The sequence below is a fragment of the Planomonospora sp. ID91781 genome, assembly GCF_015711595.1.
Lineage (GTDB): Bacteria > Actinomycetota > Actinomycetes > Streptosporangiales > Streptosporangiaceae > Planomonospora > Planomonospora parontospora.
The window spans coordinates 791054-809237 of sequence record NZ_JABTEY010000003.1; the positions used below are offsets into that span (position 1 = coordinate 791054).

15 protein-coding genes are annotated in these 18184 nt (G+C 70.8%); 8 read left to right on the forward strand and 7 right to left on the reverse strand.

Features of this window, described 5'->3' with window-relative positions; translation table 11 throughout:
* Positions 1-53: 53 nt before the first annotated feature.
* Entirely contained in the window at positions 54-1223 is a 1170-nt protein-coding gene (locus tag HS048_RS33880; RefSeq protein ID WP_196469894.1) for an alpha/beta hydrolase, read from the forward strand.
* Positions 1224-1364: 141 nt separating this feature from the next.
* Here the strand turns inward: HS048_RS33880 and HS048_RS33885 are convergent.
* The 4 genes from HS048_RS33885 to HS048_RS33900 form a co-directional block, all read right to left on the reverse strand.
* Positions 1365-2173 (reverse strand): IS5 family transposase gene (locus tag HS048_RS33885; protein WP_307832739.1). Its coding sequence is split into 2 segments (ribosomal slippage): positions 1365-1831 and positions 1831-2173, totalling 810 coding nucleotides; the frame shifts between segments, so codons are not numbered across the junction.
* 501 nt (positions 2174-2674) lie between these two features.
* Entirely contained in the window at positions 2675-3412 is a 738-nt protein-coding gene (locus HS048_RS33890; protein ID WP_068901278.1) for a succinate dehydrogenase/fumarate reductase iron-sulfur subunit, read from the reverse strand.
* Positions 3409-5337 (reverse strand): fumarate reductase/succinate dehydrogenase flavoprotein subunit, encoded by a 1929-nt coding sequence (locus HS048_RS33895; protein ID WP_068901276.1) that lies wholly within the window; start codon positions 5335-5337, stop codon positions 3409-3411. Before HS048_RS33895 ends, HS048_RS33890 begins: the two co-directional genes overlap by 4 nt.
* Positions 5334-6116, reverse strand: coding sequence for a succinate dehydrogenase cytochrome b subunit (locus tag HS048_RS33900; RefSeq protein ID WP_307832740.1), 783 nt, complete (start codon positions 6114-6116; stop codon positions 5334-5336). The genes HS048_RS33895 and HS048_RS33900 overlap by 4 nt, the downstream gene beginning before the upstream one ends.
* A gap of 198 nt (positions 6117-6314) precedes the next feature.
* Here HS048_RS33900 and HS048_RS33905 point away from each other — a divergent pair, with 198 nt between their 5' ends.
* The 7 genes from HS048_RS33905 (at position 6315) to HS048_RS33935 (ending at position 14240) form a co-directional block, all read left to right on the forward strand.
* Positions 6315-7250 (forward strand): LysR family transcriptional regulator, encoded by a 936-nt coding sequence (locus HS048_RS33905; protein ID WP_068901272.1) that lies wholly within the window; start codon positions 6315-6317, stop codon positions 7248-7250.
* Between the two features lie 97 nt (positions 7251-7347).
* On the forward strand, positions 7348-8505 hold the full coding sequence (locus tag HS048_RS33910) for a PP2C family protein-serine/threonine phosphatase (protein WP_068901270.1): 1158 nt from the start codon (positions 7348-7350) through the stop codon (positions 8503-8505).
* Positions 8506-8507: 2 nt separating this feature from the next.
* Entirely contained in the window at positions 8508-10160 is a 1653-nt protein-coding gene (locus HS048_RS33915; RefSeq protein WP_196469895.1) for an ATP-binding protein, read from the forward strand.
* A complete protein-coding gene (locus HS048_RS33920; protein WP_068901268.1) occupies positions 10108-10548 on the forward strand; it encodes a response regulator in 441 nt (146 codons plus the stop codon). The genes HS048_RS33915 and HS048_RS33920 overlap by 53 nt, the downstream gene beginning before the upstream one ends.
* Before the next feature lie 217 nt (positions 10549-10765).
* Positions 10766-11551 carry a hypothetical protein gene (locus tag HS048_RS33925; protein WP_196469896.1) on the forward strand — a complete coding sequence of 262 codons (786 nt, stop codon included), beginning with the start codon at positions 10766-10768 and terminating at the stop codon, positions 11549-11551.
* 9 nt (positions 11552-11560) lie between these two features.
* Complete coding sequence (locus HS048_RS33930) at positions 11561-13474, forward strand: fumarate reductase/succinate dehydrogenase flavoprotein subunit (RefSeq protein WP_068901265.1); 1914 nt, start codon at positions 11561-11563, stop codon at positions 13472-13474.
* Positions 13475-13478: 4 nt separating this feature from the next.
* A complete protein-coding gene (locus HS048_RS33935; RefSeq protein WP_068901264.1) occupies positions 13479-14240 on the forward strand; it encodes a succinate dehydrogenase/fumarate reductase iron-sulfur subunit in 762 nt (253 codons plus the stop codon).
* A gap of 230 nt (positions 14241-14470) precedes the next feature.
* Here HS048_RS33935 and HS048_RS33940 read toward each other — a convergent pair whose 3' ends face one another.
* From HS048_RS33940 to HS048_RS33950, 3 genes are all read right to left on the reverse strand, one after another.
* The gene (locus HS048_RS33940) at positions 14471-16012 is read right to left on the reverse strand and encodes a hypothetical protein (protein WP_196469897.1); all 1542 of its coding nucleotides are present in this window, start codon (positions 16010-16012) and stop codon (positions 14471-14473) included.
* Positions 16013-16073: 61 nt separating this feature from the next.
* Positions 16074-17162 (reverse strand): hypothetical protein, encoded by a 1089-nt coding sequence (locus HS048_RS33945; protein WP_196469898.1) that lies wholly within the window; start codon positions 17160-17162, stop codon positions 16074-16076.
* Between the two features lie 70 nt (positions 17163-17232).
* Positions 17233-17631 carry a (deoxy)nucleoside triphosphate pyrophosphohydrolase gene (locus tag HS048_RS33950; RefSeq protein WP_068901260.1) on the reverse strand — a complete coding sequence of 133 codons (399 nt, stop codon included), beginning with the start codon at positions 17629-17631 and terminating at the stop codon, positions 17233-17235.
* Between the last annotated feature and the right edge of the window lie 553 nt (positions 17632-18184).

Sequence of the window (18184 nt, forward strand, 5' to 3'; positions counted from 1 at the left end):
GGTCGCCCATTCGGCCGAAGCATCCGCCACCGCCCGCCGCAAAGATCCTTCACATGCCGACATCCGTTCTTCGCGGCGCTTTGGCAGCCGCCGTCGCACTGCTGACATTCGCCACTCCCGCGGCGGCCGATGCCGCCGCGGAGCGCGTCCCGGCCCTGGTCCTGTCGGAGCCCACTGGTCCGCACCCGGTGGGCACGACCAGCCTGCACCTGATCGACGAGTCCCGGCCTGACCCGTGGGTGGCGGAGAAGACCGCACGCGAACTCATGGTCTCGCTGTGGTACCCCGCCCGAACCGCTCAAGGGCGGCGGGCGCCGTACACGACCGCACGCGAGGCAGAGCTGCTCCTGAAGGAACTGCTCATCAAGGACCTGCCGGCCGATGCGTTGAGCCGGGCACGGACCAACGCGTTCACTGACGCCCCTGCGCTCGGGCACGACCGCGGCCTTCCCCTCGTGGTCCTGTCACCCGGTTTCTCCGCGCCCCGCAGTTCGCTGACGACCCTGGCAGAGGACCTGGCGAGCAAGGGCTACGTGGTGGCGGGCATCGACCACACCTATGAGTCGGCCGGAACGGCCTTCCCCGACGGGCGCATCACCACCTGTGTCGCCTGCCGATCCTTGGATTCTCCCGGCTTCGGGAAGAAGGCCACCCGAGGCCGGGCCGCAGACGTCTCCTTCGTGCTGGACCAGTTACTCGGACCCGACCCCGCGTGGAAGGGCGCCCGCCTGATCGACCCGTCCCGGATCGCGATGGCGGGCCACTCCCTGGGCGGCGCGAGCTCGGCGTGGACCATGCTCACTGACGCCCGGGTGCGCGCCGGGATCAACCTGGACGGTGGCTTCCACATCCCGATCCCGAGCAAGGGGCTCTCCCGGCCGTTCCTCCTGCTGGGCGCGGTGAAGAGCCACAAGCCCGGCGGGCAGGATCCCTCGTGGGGACGCGACTGGCGGCGCATGACCGGGTGGAAGCGCTGGCTCACGGTCGACGGCATGGACCACCCGTCCTTCAGCGACTTCCCGCTGATCGCCGACCGGATCGGCGGGGGCCGGCTACCCGGCTCCCGGGCAGTGGAGATCACCCGCACATACGTCGGCGCCTTCGTCGACCTCCACCTTCGTAAGCGACCTCAGCCGCTGCTGGAGGGGCCGTCCCGGCGCTACCCCGAGGTCGAATTCTGGAATGACTCCCGTCGTTCCGGGACCGTTCTCGAGACGGCCTGAGGGAGGTCGAGGAGATCCCGCCTGAGCATTTGGACCGGGCGGGATCTCGTTCACGAGGCCTTCATGACGCTGACCGCATCGATCATCTGCTGGCGGTGCCTCGTCCGCTGATCATTCTGTTAGGAGTTGTAACTGATCGTTTCAAAATGAGGTCCGGAGACGGCGCAGGCAGATGAGGCTGCACGCCAGGTCGAGCAGGCCCTGATGGAGATCGGCACGGTGTTCGTAGCGGACGCGTAGCCGTTTGAACTGGTGCAGCCAGGCGAAGGTCCGCTCGACCACCCACCGGACGGCACCCAGCCCGGAACCGTGCGGGGTGCCGCGGCGGGCGATGACCGGGGTGATGCCGCGTGTGCGCAGGCGGCGGCGGCTGGGGTAGTCGTAGCCGCGGTCGGCGTACAGGCCGCGGGGCTTGCGCCGGGGACGGCCGCGCACGCCGCGGATGGGCGGGACTTTGTCCAGCAGAGGCAGGAGCTGTGTGACGTCGTGGCGGTTGCCGCCGGTCACCGAGGCCGCCAGCGGGGTGCCGTGCACATCGACGATCAGGTGGTGCTTGGAGCCGGGCCGGCCGCGGTCGACCGGCGACGGTCCGACGTGGTCCCCCCTTTGAGTGCGCGGATGTGCGAGCCGTCGATGGCAGCGGTGTCCAGATCGAGCAGGCCCGCGGCCCGCAGTTCGCTCAGCAGCAGTTGGTGCAGGCGCGGCCAGACGCCGGCCTCGGTCCAGTCGCGCAGCCGCCGCCAGCAGGTCACGCCCGAGCAGCCGATCACCGCAGCCGGGACGTCTCGCCAGGCCACACCGGTGCGCGGGACATAGATGATGCCGGCCAGGGCCATGCGGTCATCGATCGGCAGCCGCCCTGGATGGCGTCGGCGCCGGGGCGGATGGGGCGGCAGCAGCGGGGCTACGCGCTCCCACAGATCGTCGGGAACCAGGTCGGGGGAAGACACACCGCTGATCTTCTTCGGTTGGCATGGCTGTCACCAGCCGACACGCCTTTCATTTTGAAACCAGCTGTTACTTGGTGGACATCGTGGAAGCAGCCGAAAAGATCGCTTCCTACCTCGAAGGTGTTTCGCCAGAGGTATGGACTGGAAGATCGTGTACAACGCCGCGACGACGAATGTTCCCGAGTTGGAGCGGCAAGTGGGAGACCTGCTCCGACGCTCCTACCCGGACGTCTTCAAACGTCTACAGGAGCAAGAAGAGGAGTGAAGAACTCCCGGTGGCGGCACGGACGGGACGCACGCCGACGTTCCGGGCCTGGGAAGCCGGTGCGGCCAAGAAAAATGCGGGCCGCACCTCCCCACGAAGGTGCGGCCCGCAATGGTTCACGCCGTCTCCCGCGCCGGCCGCGCGAGCCGGACCGCTGTATCCGCGGTCCGCTCGTCGCGGTCGCCCGCTCGGAGGCCGGGTCACCGCCCGGCGGATCGGAGCATACGCCCCTCAGGTCACTTGGACGCCCTGAGGTAGTCCCGGTTCATCTGCGCGATGGTGTCCAGCGGGATGCCCTTCGGGCAGACCGCGGTGCACTCGCCGGTGTTGGTGCAGCCGCCGAAGCCCTCGGCGTCCATCTGCTCCACCATGGCCCTGGCGCGGGAGTCGCGCTCGGGCTGGCCCTGCGGGAGCAGGGACAGGTGAGTGATCTTCGCGGCGGTGAAGAGGGAGGCCGAGCCGTTCGGGCAGGCCGCGACGCAGGCGCCGCAGCCGATGCAGGTGGCCGCGTCGAACGCCGCGTCGGCGTCGACCTTCTTCACCGGGACGCTGTGCGCGTCCGGGGCCGATCCGGCGGGGACGGAGATGAAGCCGCCCGCCTGGATGATCCGGTCGAACGCCGAGCGGTCCACGACCAGGTCCTTCACCACCGGGAACGGCGCGGCGCGCCACGGCTCGATGGTGATGACCGCGTCGTCCTCGAAGTGCCGCATGTGCAGCTGGCAGGTGGTGGTGGCCACCTGCTCGCCGTGCGCGACACCGTTGATGACCATGCCGCACATGCCGCAGATGCCCTCGCGGCAGTCGTGGTCGAAGGCGATCGGGTCGTCGCCCTCCAGGATGAGCCGCTCGTTGAGCACGTCGAGCATCTCCAGGAAGGACATGTCCGGGGACACGTCCTCGACCCGGTAGGTGACCATACGGCCCTTGTCCTGCGGCCCCTTCTGGCGCCAGACCTTGAGTGTGAGATTCACTTGTAGCTCCGCTGGCTCATCTTGACGTACTCGTATTCCAGGGCTTCCTTGTGCAGGACCGGGCCCTGCTCGCCGTACTCCCAGGCCGCGACGTAGGCGAAGTTCTCGTCGTCGCGCAGGGCCTCGCCGTCGGCGTCCTGCGACTCGGCCCGGAAGTGGCCGCCGCACGACTCGGTGCGGTGCAGGGCGTCGATGCACATCAGCTCGGCCAGGTCGAAGAAGTCGGCGACCCGGCCGGCCCGCTCCAGCGCCTGGTTGAGCTCGTCGGCGGTGCCGGACACCTTGACGTTCTGCCAGAACTCCTCGCGGAGCTCGGGGATCCGCTCCAGGGCCTTGCGCAGGGACTCCTCGGTGCGCTCCATGCCGCAGTAGTCCCACATGAGCTTGCCCAGCTCGCGGTGGTAGGAGTCGGCGGTGCGGGTGCCGTTCACCGAGAGCAGCCTCTCGATCTTGCTCTGCACCGCGGCCTCGGCCTCGGCCACGGCCTCGTCGTCGACCTCTCCGTAGGGGCCGTTCGCGAGGTAGTCGCCGATCGTGGTCGGCAGCACGAAGTAGCCGTCGGCCAGGCCCTGCATCAGCGCGGACGCGCCGAGGCGGTTGGCGCCGTGGTCGGAGAAGTTGGCCTCGCCGACCACGAACAGGCCGGGGATGGTGGACTGCAGGTCGTAGTCCACCCACAGGCCGCCCATCGTGTAGTGCACGGCGGGGTAGATGCGCATCGGCTGGCTGTACGGGTCCTCGCCGGTGATGCGCTCGTACATCTCGAACAGGTTGCCGTACTTCTTCTCCACGGCCTCGCGGCCGAGCCGCCGGATCGCGTCGGCGAAGTCGAGGTAGACGCCCAGCCCGCCGGGGCCGACGCCGCGGCCCTCGTCGCAGACGTTCTTGGCGGCCCGGGAGGCGATGTCGCGCGGGACCAGGTTGCCGAACGCCGGGTAGATGCGCTCCAGGTAGTAGTCGCGCTCCTCCTCGGGGATCTCCGAGGCCGGGCGCGTGTCACCGGCCTTGACCGGCACCCAGACGCGGCCGTCGTTGCGCAGCGACTCCGACATCAGGGTCAGCTTGGACTGGTAGTCGCCGCTGACCGGGATGCAGGTCGGGTGGATCTGCGTGTAGCAGGGGTTGGCGAACATCGCGCCGCGCCGGTGCGCCCGCCAGATCGCGGTGGTGTTGCAGCCCTTGGCGTTGGTGGACAGGAAGAACACGTTGCCGTAGCCGCCGGTGGCGAGCACGACCGCGTCGGCGAGGTGCCGCTCGATCTCGCCGGTCACCATGTCGCGGACGATGACGCCGCGCGCCCGGCCGTCGCTGACGATCAGGTCGAGCATCTCGTGGCGGGTGTTCATCTTCACGGTCCCGGCCGCGATCTGCCGCTCCAGCGCCTGGTAGGCGCCGAGCAGCAGCTGCTGGCCCGTCTGGCCGCGGGCGTAGAAGGTCCGGGAGACCTGGGCGCCGCCGAAGGACCGGGTGTCGAGCAGGCCGCCGTACTCGCGGGCGAACGGCACGCCCTGCGCCACGGCCTGGTCGATGATGTTCACGCTGACCTGGGCCAGGCGGTAGACGTTCGACTCGCGGGCGCGGAAGTCGCCGCCCTTGACGGTGTCGTAGAACAGCCGGTAGATCGAGTCGCCGTCGCCGCGGTAGTTCTTGGCGGCGTTGATGCCGCCCTGCGCCGCGATCGAGTGCGCGCGCCGGGGCGAGTCCTGGTAGCAGAACGACGTGACGTTGTAGCCGAGCTCGCCGAGGGTCGCGGCAGCCGAGCCGCCGGCCAGGCCGGTGCCGACCACGATGACGTGCATCTTGCGCTTGTTGGCCGGGTTGACCAGCTTGGCGCTGAACTTCCGCTTCTCCCAGCGCTCCTCGATCGGACCGGCCGGGGCCTTGGTGTCGCGGATCGGCTCGCCCTCGGTGTAGTGCTTGTTCACTTGATGACTCCGATCATGACCGCGACGGGGACGGCGAGGAAGCCGAGGACCAGTACCGCGGAGATCGTGGCGGCCACGGCCTTCAGCGGACGGTAGCTGCGGCCGCTCGCCAGGCCGAGGGTCTGGAAGGCGCTCCACAGGCCGTGGCGCAGGTGCAGGCCGACCATGACGACGGCGACCGCGTAGAAGGCGGTGACCCACCAGCGCTCGGGCGCGAAGCCCTGCACCAGGCGCTCGTACGGCGTGCCGTCCCAGCCGGCCGGGTTGACCGTGCCGAACGTCAGGTCGAGCAGGTGGTAGACCACGAACAGCAGGATGATGACGCCGCCGTAGCGCATGGTGTGGACGGCGTAGCCGCCGGCCTGGGACCTGCGCTTGGCCGCGTACTTGACCGGCCGTGCCCTGCTCGCCCGCCGGGCCAGCGTGACCGCCGCCCACATGTGCAGGACGATCGCGACGGCGAGCCCGACCTCCACGATCGTCAGCGCCACCCGGTGGGGGAGCATCGGCTCGCCCATGGTGCGCAGGAAGGCGGCGTAATCGTTGAACGAATCGGCGCCGAAGAACGCCTTGAGGTTGCCGGCCATGTGGCCGACGAGGAACAGCACGAGGGCGGCGCCCGTGACGGCCATCACGGCCTTCCTCCCGTTGGAGGAGCCGAGGAACCCGCCCTTCCTCTTGGCGGGCGCGGCTCGGGGAGGCGTCACAGGCTTCGCGGGGGCGCCCGCGGGGGGGTCGACCTGCGCGGTGGACGTTCCGCGCTCAATCATGGCAGTCACGGTCCCGAAGCTAGGAAAAGGACTTTGGTCCCGTCCAAGTCATCGCGGATGTGGTTTCCATAGCCTGCGGCTATTGCTTCTGCGTCCCGGGAACTTGGGTCATGACACCGTGTCAGCAAGTGCGAGCAATCTCACAGTATCCAGGAGGGGCGGCCCCGCCCCGGATCGGGGGGCGGGGGATCCCTACGCTAGGGAAGCGTGCAGCTCCAGCAACTGGCCTATTTCGTGGCGGTCGCCGAGGCTCGGCACTTCACCCAGGCAGCCGAGCGGATGCGCGTCGCACAGCCGTCGCTGAGCAAGCAGATCAAGGCCCTGGAAGCCGAGCTCGGTGCGCCGCTGCTCAGCCGTGCCCGGGGCAACGTCACCCTCACCCCCGCGGGGGAGGCGCTGCTCCCGCTGGCCCGCCGCATGCTCGCCGACGCCGACACCGCCCGGCGCGAGATCGGCGAGCTGGCCGGGCTGCGCAGGGGGCGGGTGCGGATAGGCGCCACCCCGTCGCTCTGCGCCGGGCTGATGGCCGACGCCCTGGCCCGCTTCCACCGCGACTATCCCGGCATCGAACTGCTGGTGGAGGAGGGCGGCTCCCGCGACCTGGTCCGGGCCCTGGCGCGGGGGCAGCTCGACCTGGCGCTGATCATCATGCCGCTGCAGAGCGACGACCCCTCCCTCGTCACCGAGGAGATCCTGCGGGAGAACCTGGTGGTCGTCTCCCCGTCGATCGCTCCGCCGCGCAGGCCGTACCTGCGGATAGAGGATCTGCGCGGGCGTCCGATGGTGATGTTCCGGCGCGGCTACGACCTGCGGGAGGCCACGCTCAGCGCGTGCCGCCAAGCCGGGTTCGAGCCGCGCTTCGCGGTGGAGGGCGGGGAGATGGACGCCGTACTGCGCTTCGTGGAGGCCGGCCTGGGCATCGCGCTCGTGCCCTCGATGGTCCTGGACGGCCGTCCGGGACTGACCGGGACCCCGCTGGCGCCGCCGGGGCTGCGTCGGACGATCGCCATCGCCCACCGCAAGGACGTCGAGCCCATCCGCGCCGCCCGGGCGTTCCGCGCCACGCTGCTGTTCTTCCTCGCCGAGGCCGCCCACGACGGCAGCCTCCCGCCGGGTGTCGAGTTGCTCGGCGAGGGTTCTTGACAAACCTTTAGTTCGATCACCCATCCGCATCATCGGGGTGGCAGCACTATTCTCATAGAGTTGACAGGTTTTCCCCCGACCCCACGAAGAGGCGTTCGTGACCGCCCCTCCCGACGAAACACTCACGCTCCTCCTGATCGAGGACGACGCGGGTGACGCCTTCCTCGTGGAGGAGCTGCTCAACGAGGCGGAGAATCCCCCGAAGATCATCTGGGTGCGCAGCCTCTCCGAGAGCCTGGTGCGGCTGACCGACGAGGTCAGGTGCGTGCTGGTCGACCTCTCCCTGCCCGACGCGAACGGCCTGGAGGCGCTCCAGCAGGTGCTGGCGATGGCCCCGCACGCCGCCGTGCTCGTGCTGACCGGGCTCAACGACTCGCACGTCGGCGTGGAGGCGGTGTCCGCCGGGGCCCAGGACTTCCTCATCAAGCAGGACATCGACGCCCGCCTGCTGGTGCGCGCGGTCCGCTACGCGATGGAGCGCAAACGCGCCGACATGGCCCAGCGCAAGCTGGTCGAGGCCGAGCTCGTCACCAAGGAGAACTCCCGCCTGGAGCACGGCCTGCTGCCCGTCCCCCTGCTGGAACCCGGCACCCTCCACCACGAGTCGCGCTACCTTCCCGGCCGCCAGCGGACCCTGCTGGCCGGAGACTTCTGGGACACCGTGCAGAGCCCCGACGGCGCCGTGCACGTGGTGGTCGGCGACGTCTGCGGACACGGCCCGGACGAGGCCGCGCTGGGGGTGGCGCTCCGGATCGCCTGGCGCACCCTGGTCCTGGCCGGGCACACCGGCAACGACGTGCTGCACACGCTCGACAAGGTCCTCCGGCTGGAACGCAAGTCCGCGGAGATCTTCACCACGCTCTGCACGATGACCGTCAGCCCGTCGCTGGACCACGCCCGCCTGCACGTCGTCGGCCACCCGCCGCCCGTGCTGATCCGCGACGGCGTGGTCGAGGTGACGCCGGGCACCCCCTCCGGGCCGCCGCTGGGCATCTTCCCGGACGTGGACTGGACCCCCATCGACGTGCCGCTCGGCCGGGAGTGGTCCGTCCTGCTCTACACCGACGGCCTGATCGAGGCCACCGTGGGAGGCGGCCCCGACCTGCTCGGGACCGAGGGCCTGCTGCGGCTCATCGCCGACCAGGGCGGCATCCACCTCGACCGGCTCATCGAGCGGGTCATCGAACTGAACGAGGAGGCGCTCACCGACGACCTGGCCACCGTGCTCATCGCCAAGCACGCACGGAGCGTCTGACGGTGGAAGACCCTCCCCCCTCGCAGCCCCCGTCCGTGGCGGGCTCGGAGCGGCTGCCGCTGGGGAGGTGGTTCCTGATCGCCGGCTCGGCCGTGGCGCTGGCCTTCACGGTCGCCTCCGCGGTCGTCGTCGGCACGGTCGGCACGACAGGCGAGGCCCGGTCGGCCCTGGTCGACGTCATCGACCCCGCGGCCCTGCGCGTGCTGGAGCTCTCCGAGGCGCTCACCGTCCAGGGCAGCGCGGTGCGCGCGTACGGCGCCACCGGCGACGAGCGGTACATGGAGGACTACCGGGAGGCGGCCGCCGCGGAGTCCGCCTCGCTCTCCGCGCTCGAGGCCCTGATCTCCCGGATGCCCGAGAGGGCGGCCGTGCGCGCCGAGCTCGACGCGCTCAGGAGCGCCTCCGCGGCCTGGCGGCGGGACTACGGCGACCGGGTCGCGGCGGCCGGTCCAGCCGAGCGCGCCGACCTGGCCGAGGAGGAGTACGCCAGGGTCGGCGGTGAGCGCTTCCGCACGGTCCAGGCCGCGCTGACCGAGCTGCGCGGCCACCTCACCCGGCTGCACGGGACGGCGACCACCCGGCTGGTGCAGGGCTGGCAGACGCTCTACGCCGCCCTCGGCGGGATGGCGGCGATCCTGGTGCTGGCCGGGATCGGCTTCGCCCTCATCGTCCGGCACGCCGTGCTGCGGCCGGTGGCCGAGCTCACCGGCCAGGTCCGCGCGGTGGCGCACGGCGACTTCGGGCACGCGCTCAAGGTCGAGCGCCCCGCCGAGCTGGCCGAGCTCTCCGGGCACGTGGACGCGATGCGCCGCAGGATCGTCGCCGAGTGGCGGCGGGCCAGCGAGGCGCAGGACAAGCTCGAGGAGCAGGCCGACGAGCTGCGGCGCTCGAACGCCGAGCTGGAGCAGTTCGCCTACGTGGCCAGCCACGACCTGCAGGAGCCGCTGCGCAAGGTCGCCAGCTTCACCCAGATACTGGAGCAGCGCTACGGCGACCGGCTGGACGACCGGGCCAGGCAGTACATCGCCTTCGCGGTGGACGGCGCCAAGCGCATGCAGTCGCTGATCAGCGACCTGCTCGACTTCTCCAGGGTGGGCAGGGCCGGCGGCGACCTCGTCCCCCTCGACGTCGCCGTGCCCCTGGATGCCGCGCTGGAGAACCTCGCCTCGCAGATCGAGGAGGCCGGCGCCACGGTGACCCGGGACGACCTGCCCCGGGTGCTGGGCAACCGGGCCCAGCTCACCCAGCTCTTCCAGAACCTCGTCGGCAACGCGGTCAAGTTCCGCTCCCGGGAGGCGCCCCGGGTGCACATCGGGGTCCGCCGCGCCGGGGACGCGTGGGAGTTCTCCTGCTCCGACAACGGGATCGGCATCGAGGACAAGCACTCCGAGCGGATCTTCCTGATCTTCCAGCGCCTGCACGGCCGGGAGGCCTACTCCGGCACCGGCATCGGGCTCGCCCTCTGCAAGAAGATCGTGGAATACCACGGCGGGCGGATCTGGGTGGACAATGGTGAGCCGGACGACGGCAGCCCGGGCGAGGAGGGCGCGCCCGCCGGTCGCGGGACCACGTTCCGCTGGACCCTTCTTCCTGGAGACGCTGATGAACGAGATGCGCTGGATCGACGTGCTGCTGGTCGAGGACGACCCGGGTGACATCCTGCTGACCAAGGAGGCGTTCGAGCTCAACAAGGTCAGGAACAAGCTGCACGTCGTCAACGACGGCGAGCAGGCCATGGCCTTCCTCCGCCGCGAGGAGGGCTACGAGGACGCGCCGCGGCCCGACCTGATCCTGCTCGACCTCAACCTGCCCCGCAAGGACGGCCGCGAGGTGCTCCAGGACATCAAGGGCGACGAGGAGCTGCGCCGCATCCCGGTGGTCGTGCTGACCACCTCCGAGGCGGAGGAGGACATCCTGCGCAGCTACAACCTGCACGCCAACGCCTACGTCTCCAAGCCCGTGGACTTCGACCAGTTCATCAGCGTGGTCCGGCGGATCGACGACTTCTTCGTCACCGTGGTGAAGCTGCCCAGCCTCGACTGAGGGGCCCCTCCGCCGTCAGATCCGAGTGACAGGAATCACACCTGGTCTGTGAAAATGTGAGTGATGCTTCTCACACAATCTCCGGGTCCCGTCGTAACGTATCCCCCACCAATATGCGCGCGCCCGGGTGAGCCGCCGCGGCGGCTCGGCGCGCGGCACAACTGAAACGACCCGGACCCCCTGCGAGCAGGGTCCGCGGGAGGTGGAGAGGTCACCGATGACCCAGACAGCGGCCGACAGCCCGGCCAGAAGGCAGCGCGCGCAGATCAAGGAGCGCACCCTACGCACCGACCAGTGGTGGCGCTATCCACTGGTCACCTTCATCATCTTCACGGCGTTCCTCGTCTACGCCACGTGGGCGATCTTCGATATGGACTACTTCGTCTCGCCGTACCACGCGCCGTTCGCGTCGCCGTGCCTGGCGACGAGCTGTCCCGAGGAGGCGCGCCTGTTCGGCCTCGCCCCGTTCGGCGACTGGTACACCTGGCCGCCGGGCATCCTCATCCTCGGCCTGCCCGCGGGGTTCCGCTTCACCTGCTACTACTACCGCAAGGCCTACTACCGGGGTTTCTGGCTCTCCCCGCCGGCCTGCGCCGTGGGCGAGCCGCACCGCAAGTACACCGGTGAGTCGCGCTTCCCGCTCATCCTGCAGAACGTGCACCGCTACTTCTTCTACGCGGCGATCGTGATCGGCCTGATCCTCGCCTACGACGCGGTGCTGGCGCTCGTCCACAAGCCGGACGGCCTCGGCACGTGGATCCTGATCGCCAACGCGATCCTGATCAACCTCTACACGCTCTCGTGCCACTCCTGCCGCCACATCACGGCCGGCCGGCTGACCCACTTCTCCCGGCACCCCGTCCGCTACAAGGCGTGGACCGTCGTCTCCAAGCTCAACGCCAAGCACCAGGAGCTGGCCCTGGTCTCCATGTTCTCGGTCATGGGCGCCGACCTCTACGTACGGCTGGTCGCCAAGGGCATCATCTCCTTCCCGTTCGCATAAGGATCACCTGTGGAAATCGAGCGTCACGAATACGACGTCGTCGTCATCGGCGCCGGCGGGGCAGGGCTGCGGGCGGCCATCGAGGCCCGGCAGCAGGGCAAGCGCACCGCGATCGTCTGCAAGTCGCTGTTCGGCAAGGCGCACACCGTCATGGCGGAGGGCGGCGCGGCCGCAGCCATGGGCAACGTCAACAGCGACGACAACTGGATGGTGCACTTCCGCGACACCATGCGCGGCGGCAAGTTCCTCAACAACTGGCGGATGGCCGAGCTGCACGCCAAGGAGGCCCCGGACCGGGTCTGGGAGCTGGAGGCCTGGGGCGCGCTGTTCGACCGCACCAAGGACGGCAAGATCAGCCAGCGCAACTTCGGCGGCCACGAGTACCCCCGGCTGGCCCACGTGGGCGACCGTACCGGCCTGGAGATGATCCGCACGCTCCAGCAGCGGGTGGTCGCGCTCCAGCAGGAGGACGAGCGGCTGCACGGCGACGCCGAGGCGTACATCAAGGTCTTCGCCGAGTGCACGATCACCCGGCTGCTGAAGGACCACGGCCCCGCGCACGGCCCCGGCGGCGCGATCGCCGGCGCGTTCGGCTACTGGCGGGAGCACGGCAGGCTCATCCTGTTCGACGCCCCCGCGGTCGTGCTGGCCACCGGCGGCATCGGCAAGTCCTACGTGGTCACCTCCAACTCCTGGGAGTACACCGGGGACGGCCACGCGCTGGCGCTGCTGGCCGGGGCCAAGCTGATCAACATGGAGTTCATCCAGTTCCACCCCACCGGGATGGTCTGGCCGCCGTCGGTCCGCGGCATCCTCGTCACCGAGTCCGTCCGGGGCGACGGCGGCGTGCTGCGCAACTCCGAGGGCAGGCGCTTCATGTTCGACTACATCCCCGAGGTCTTCAAGGACAAGTACGCCACGACCGAGGAGGAGGGCGACCGCTGGTACACCGACCAGGCCAACAACCGGCGCCCTCCGGAGCTGCTCCCCCGCGACGAGGTGGCCCGGGCCATCAACGCCGAGGTGAAGGCCGGGCGCGGCTCGCCCCAGGGCGGCGTCTACCTCGACGTCTCCACCCGGCTCCCGGCCGCCGAGATCGTCCGGCGGCTGCCGTCGATGCACCACCAGTTCAAGGAGCTGGCGGACGTCGACATCACCGCCGAGCCGATGCAGGTCGGCCCGACCTGCCACTACATCATGGGCGGCGTCGAGGTCGACGCGGACACCGGCGCGGCCGCGGTTCCCGGCCTGTTCGCGGCGGGCGAGGTCTCCGGCGGCATGCACGGGTCCAACCGGCTCGGCGGCAACTCGCTCTCCGACCTGCTGGTCTTCGGCCGTCGGGCGGGCGCCGGAGCGGCCGCCTACGTCGACCGGCTGGCGGCCCGGCCGTCGGTCCCGGAGGAGTCGGTGACCGCGGCCAGGGCCGAGGCGCTGGCCCCGCTGGAGCGCGCGGGTGAGAACCCGTACGAGGTCCACCAGGAGCTGCAGCGGACCATGAACGAGCTGGTCGGCATCATCCGCAACGCCGACGAGGTCACCGAGGCGCTGGAGGCCGTCAAGAAGCTCAAGGAGCGGGCGCAGAACGTCGGCGCGGCGGGCAACCGGATCTACAACCCCGGCTGGCACCTCGCCCTGGACCTGCGCAACATGCTGCTGGTGTCGGAGTGCGTGGCCAGGGCGGCCCTGCTGCGCGAGGAGAGCCGCGGCGGTCACACCCGCGACGACTTCCCCGGCATGTCGGCCGAGTGGCGCCGCAAGCTGCTGGTCTGCGCCGCGTCCCCCGACGGCTCGGAGGTCACGGTCGAGGAGAAGGTCCAGCCCGCGATGCGGGACGACCTGATCACCCTCTTCGACCGGGCCGAGCTGGAGAAGTACATCACCCCAGAGGAACTGGCCGACTTCGACGCGCTGGTGAGGGAGTAGAGCCGTGAGCTACAAGGCGAAGTTCCGCGTCTGGCGGGGCGAGGGCGGCGAGGGCAGGCTGGAGGACTTCACCGTCGAGGTGAACGAGGGCGAGGTCGTCCTCGACATCATCCACCGGCTCCAGGCCACCCAGGCCCCCGACCTGGCCGTCCGGTGGAACTGCAAGGCCGGCAAGTGCGGGTCCTGCTCGATGGAGATCAACGGCAAGCCCCGGCTCGGCTGCATGACCCGGATGTCCACCTTCACCGAGGACGAGACCATCACGGTGACGCCCATGCGGACGTTCCCCGTGATCAAGGATCTGGTCACGGATGTGTCGTTCAACTACACCAAGGCGCGGGAGATCCCGTCCTTCACCCCGCCGGCCGACGTGAAGCCGGGCGAGTACCGCATGCAGCAGATCGACGTCGAGCGGAGCCAGGAGTTCCGCAAGTGCATCGAGTGCTTCATGTGCAACAACGTCTGCCACGTGATCCGCGACCACGAGGAGAACAAGCCCGGTTTCGCCGGTCCGCGCTTCCTGATGCGGATCGCCGAGCTGGACATGCACCCCTACGACGTGGTCGACCGCAAGGACTCCGCGCAGGAGGAGCACGGTCTCGGCTACTGCAACATCACCAAGTGCTGCACCGAGGTCTGCCCCGAGCACATCAAGATCACGGACAACGCGCTGATCCCGATGAAGGAGCGCGTCGTCGACCGCAAGTACGATCCGCTGGTCTGGCTGGGCAACAAGATCTTCAAGCGTTCCGGCCCGAAGAGCTAGCCCTCCCCGCGGTCCTTCCGACGGCCGGTCACGCCCGCGTGACCGGCCGTTCGCGTGTCACCCGGCGGCCTCCGCACCCGGCCGCACCCGAACCGCTCCGGGTCGGCCGCCGCCGCGCCCCACCGCTCCGGGGCGTGCGGCTTCGGCCCCGCCGCTCCGGGCCGCGGCGGAAGAGCCCGCGCTTCCTCTTCGTCTCCTGACCCGGCAGGGGATGGACGGCCGTGGCCGCGCTACTTCGGGCCGCGGCGGAAGAGCCCGCGCTTCCTCTTCGTCTCCTGACCCGGCAGGGGGTAGACGGCCGTGGCCGCGGGGCCGGTGGGCGGGGACGGGTCACCGCCGGTCCCTCCCGGGGACCGGTCCTCGGAAGGAGGCGGGTCCTGCGGGAACCGGTCGCCGCCCTGCAGCGCCGGATCCTGCGGGAACCGGTCCTGGGGGAACCGGTCCTGGGACGGCGGATCGGGGAGGGCCGGGTCCCGTGGGAACGGGTCACCGTACGGCGGGAGCGGACCCGGCTGGGAGAGGCCCTGCTGGAACGGACCCTGCTGCAACGGGCCCTGCTGGATCGGGCCCGGCGCGGTCGGCGCGGTCGGATCCGCGGAGAGCGGGCCGTCGAGACCGGGTCCTCCCGGGAACGAGCCGGACTCCTGCGCGAGCGGTCCGCCGTGGGACTCCCCGTAGAACTCGGGTCCGGTCGGCGGCGTCTGCTCCCGGAACATCGGTCCAGGCGTCTCCGGCCCGTGCGGGCCCTGCTCGAACGGACCATGCTCGAACGGGTGCGGGTGCTGCTCGGACGGACCGTGGTGATGCTGCTCGAAGGCGCCGTACGGGTACTGCTCGAAGCCCGGCGGGGGCATGTGCGCGGTCGCCGGGTCGTAGGGCTGGCCGGCCGGGTAGGCCTCGGGGTGGACCTGCGGATACATCTGCATCGGGACGAAGCTGATGATCGGGGCGTAGGCCGTGCCCCCCTGGTGGCTCCCGTACGGCAGTCCCGGAGCGGAGGCGTAACCCGGGCCCGCGGGATAGCCACGGGGACCGGCCCGGCGGACGGCGGCGGCATGCGCCAGGCGGCGCAGCCTCCCCTCGAAGATCAGGACGCCGAACAACACGAGCAGCACCAGGATCAGCGCCGGGATGCCGAGCTGCTGGCTCAGCGCGGCCGGGCTGCTGCCGGAGGTCGCGTTGCGGATCTCGTACGGCACCGTCGCCGGGTCGGGTTCGGCGAACGTGCTGGTGCTCGGCTCGGGTGACGCGGTCGGCAGCGTCTCCGCCGGGCTCGGCTCGGCGGTGGGGAACTGCGGCTCCGTCTCCTCGATCTCGGGGGTCGAGGTCACCGGCGGCTCGACGGGGTTCGAGGGCGGGGGCTGGACCGTCTGCTGGGCGGTCTGCGTCGGGGCCGGCGGCGGAGCCGCGGTGGTCGTGGTCGCAGCGGCCGTCTTGGACGGCTTCTTCGGCGGCGCGGTCACCGTGGCGGTGACCGTCACCTGTCCCGGCGTGCTGGCGGAGGGCTTGGGCGCGGTCCCGTCGGGGTTGGCGGTCACTGTGACCGTGACGACCGGCGCGGGCTCCTCGGGCACCTCGGGCTGGTCCTGGCACTCGGCCGCGGGGTCGACGTCGCACCCCGGGATCTGCGTGGGCTCCGCGAGGACCGTCCTGGCGGCCGCGGAAGCCTGACCGGCCCCGGCGAGCGAGGCGGCGGCGGTCACGATCACGCCGGTCAGCCCCAGGGACACGAGCACGGCCGAGACGGCTGCCGTGCGGTGAGGTCTCGTCACCGGCTGCCTCCGTGCGATTCCCGAATGACTCAGTCAATAAAATACCAGCCGGGTAAAATTATCAGCAAAGCCGCTCTTCTTGCATCGCCCGAATGGCACGTTTTTGCTGCACTTTCGCCTGGAGCCAGAGCAGGCAGAGGAGCCCGCCTATCGCGACCCCCGTGGCGGGCAGGCCCCGCACCTCCACCAGTGGTTCCGCCTCTCCGGCGATCTCGATCTCCCGGCTCCGGCCGCTCACCTCCAGGGGCAGCGGCGCGCCGCCCTGCGGCTGGGCCGCAGCCGGAGAGGGCACGGCCGTCGGCATCCGGATCTCGGGGGTGGGCCATGCCGTGGGCGGCTGCACCGTCGGGACCGGCCACGCCCACGACGGGGCCGGCCAGACCCACGCCGGGGCCGGGGCCGGGGCCGGGGCTGGAGCCAGGGTCGGCGGGGGCACGGGCGCGGTGGTCGCCAAGCCGGTGTCCGCGGCGACTCCCCCGGCCCCCTCGGCGGCCGGGACCTCCTGCGCCGCCGTCTCCGCACCGGTCTCCGCCCTCGGCCGCTTCAGCGCCGCACCGCCCCTGCCGGGACGACGCGGACGCACCGCCCCCGGCACCCCCTCCACACCCTGGAAGTCGTAGAAGACCTCGTACGGCTCCGCATCGGACGTCCCCTCCGCCTCCCCCAGGACGGAGAGCAGGTCCTCGGGCCCGCATTCGCACGGCTGCCCGCCGTCCGCCTCCGGCGGCGTGGGCAGGGGGGCGGGCTCCGGGACGGGCGGGAGCACCGCACCGGCGGGGATCGGGAAGGTGAGATGCCCCGGAGACGGCACGGGCATCATCTCCTCCCCGATGTCCTGGAGGACTCCCGGGGTCCTGGACGGAGTCCGGTCCGGAAGCGGCACGGGCCGGGATGGCTTGGGGGACGGCTTGCCGGGCAGTCTGGTGGGCGTCCTGAACGGGACGGGCGGAACCGGCTCGATGGGCGGCACCGGAGGGACGGGCACCAGGGACGGAACGGGCAGGGCCGCTCCGACCAGGTCGAGCGGGGGAACGACGGGCTCCGGCTCGACCGCGCGACCCGCCGGCCAGCCGGCCGGCAGGAGCACCCCCGTCCCCAGAGCCGACACCATCGCCGCGTACTTCCACCATCTTCTGCACAGTACGGTCACCGCGCGTCTCCGATCCCCCGATGTGAACGCATGACGACAACACGCTCTGTAGCAGTTATGTCACGATCGGCTACCGTTCAATCCCGCCGAGCAGTGCCCGCACGGCTCGTACGATCGGCAGGTCCGCGGGCAGCCAGGCGACCTCGTCCAGTTCGTCGAGGGCGAGCCAGCGGAGCTCCCGGTGCTCCTTCGCCTCCGGCTCCCCCTCCACCACCGACGCCAGCCAGACCCGCAGCACGCGGTCTCCGCCCAGCGGCCAGTCACCGCCGACCGCCTCCCCCACCTCGATCAGGACGCCGAGCTCCTCACGGCACTCCCGGACCAGCGCCGTGCGGTCGTCCTCCCCCGGATCGACCTTCCCACCGGGGAACTCCCAGCCCCCTGCCAGTTCCGGCGGCTGGGCGCGCTGCGCAGCGAGCAGCCGGCCCGCCCCGTCGACGATGGCCGCTCCCACGACGACTCTTCTCATGGGCCCTGATTCTGCTGCATCTGTATCGATGGCGACGCTGCGCGTCGCGGCTCGGGGGCCGGTAACCGCCGTCTTCCCTCGTCACGTGCTCGCTGTGTCATGGCGACGCTGCGCGTCGCGGCTCGGGGGCCGGTAACCGCCGTCTTCCCTCGTCACGTGCTCGCTGTGTCATGGCGACGCTGCGCGTCGCGGCTCGGGGGCCGGTAACCGCCGTCTTCCCTCGTCACGTGCTCGCTGTGTCATGGCGACGCTGCGCGTCGCGGCTCGGGGGCCGGTAACCGCCGTCTTCCCTCGTCACGTGCTCGCTGTGTCATGGCGACGCTGCGCGTCGCGGCTCGGGGGCCGGTAACCGCCGTCTTCCCTCGTCACGTGCTCGCTGTGTCATGGCGACGCTGCGCGTCGCGGCTCGGGGGCCGGTAACCGCCGTCTTCCCTCGTCACGTGCTCGCTGTGTCATGGCGACGCTGCGCGTCGCGGCTCGGGGGCCGGTAACCGCCGTCTTCCCTCGTCACGTGCTCGCTGTGTCATGGCGACGCTGCGCGTCGCGGCTCGGG

What these genes read in the sequence shown, in the direction of transcription:
- HS048_RS33925 (WP_196469896.1), top strand. Translation starts at nt 10,766, where the DNA reads ATGACCCAGACAGCGGCCGACAGCCCGGCCAGAAGGCAGCGCGCGCAG.
- HS048_RS33950 (WP_068901260.1), bottom strand. Translation starts at nt 17,631, where the DNA reads ATGAGAAGAGTCGTCGTGGGAGCGGCCATCGTCGACGGGGCGGGCCGG.
- HS048_RS33880 (WP_196469894.1), top strand. Translation starts at nt 54, where the DNA reads ATGCCGACATCCGTTCTTCGCGGCGCTTTGGCAGCCGCCGTCGCACTG.
- HS048_RS33920 (WP_068901268.1), top strand. Translation starts at nt 10,108, where the DNA reads ATGAACGAGATGCGCTGGATCGACGTGCTGCTGGTCGAGGACGACCCG.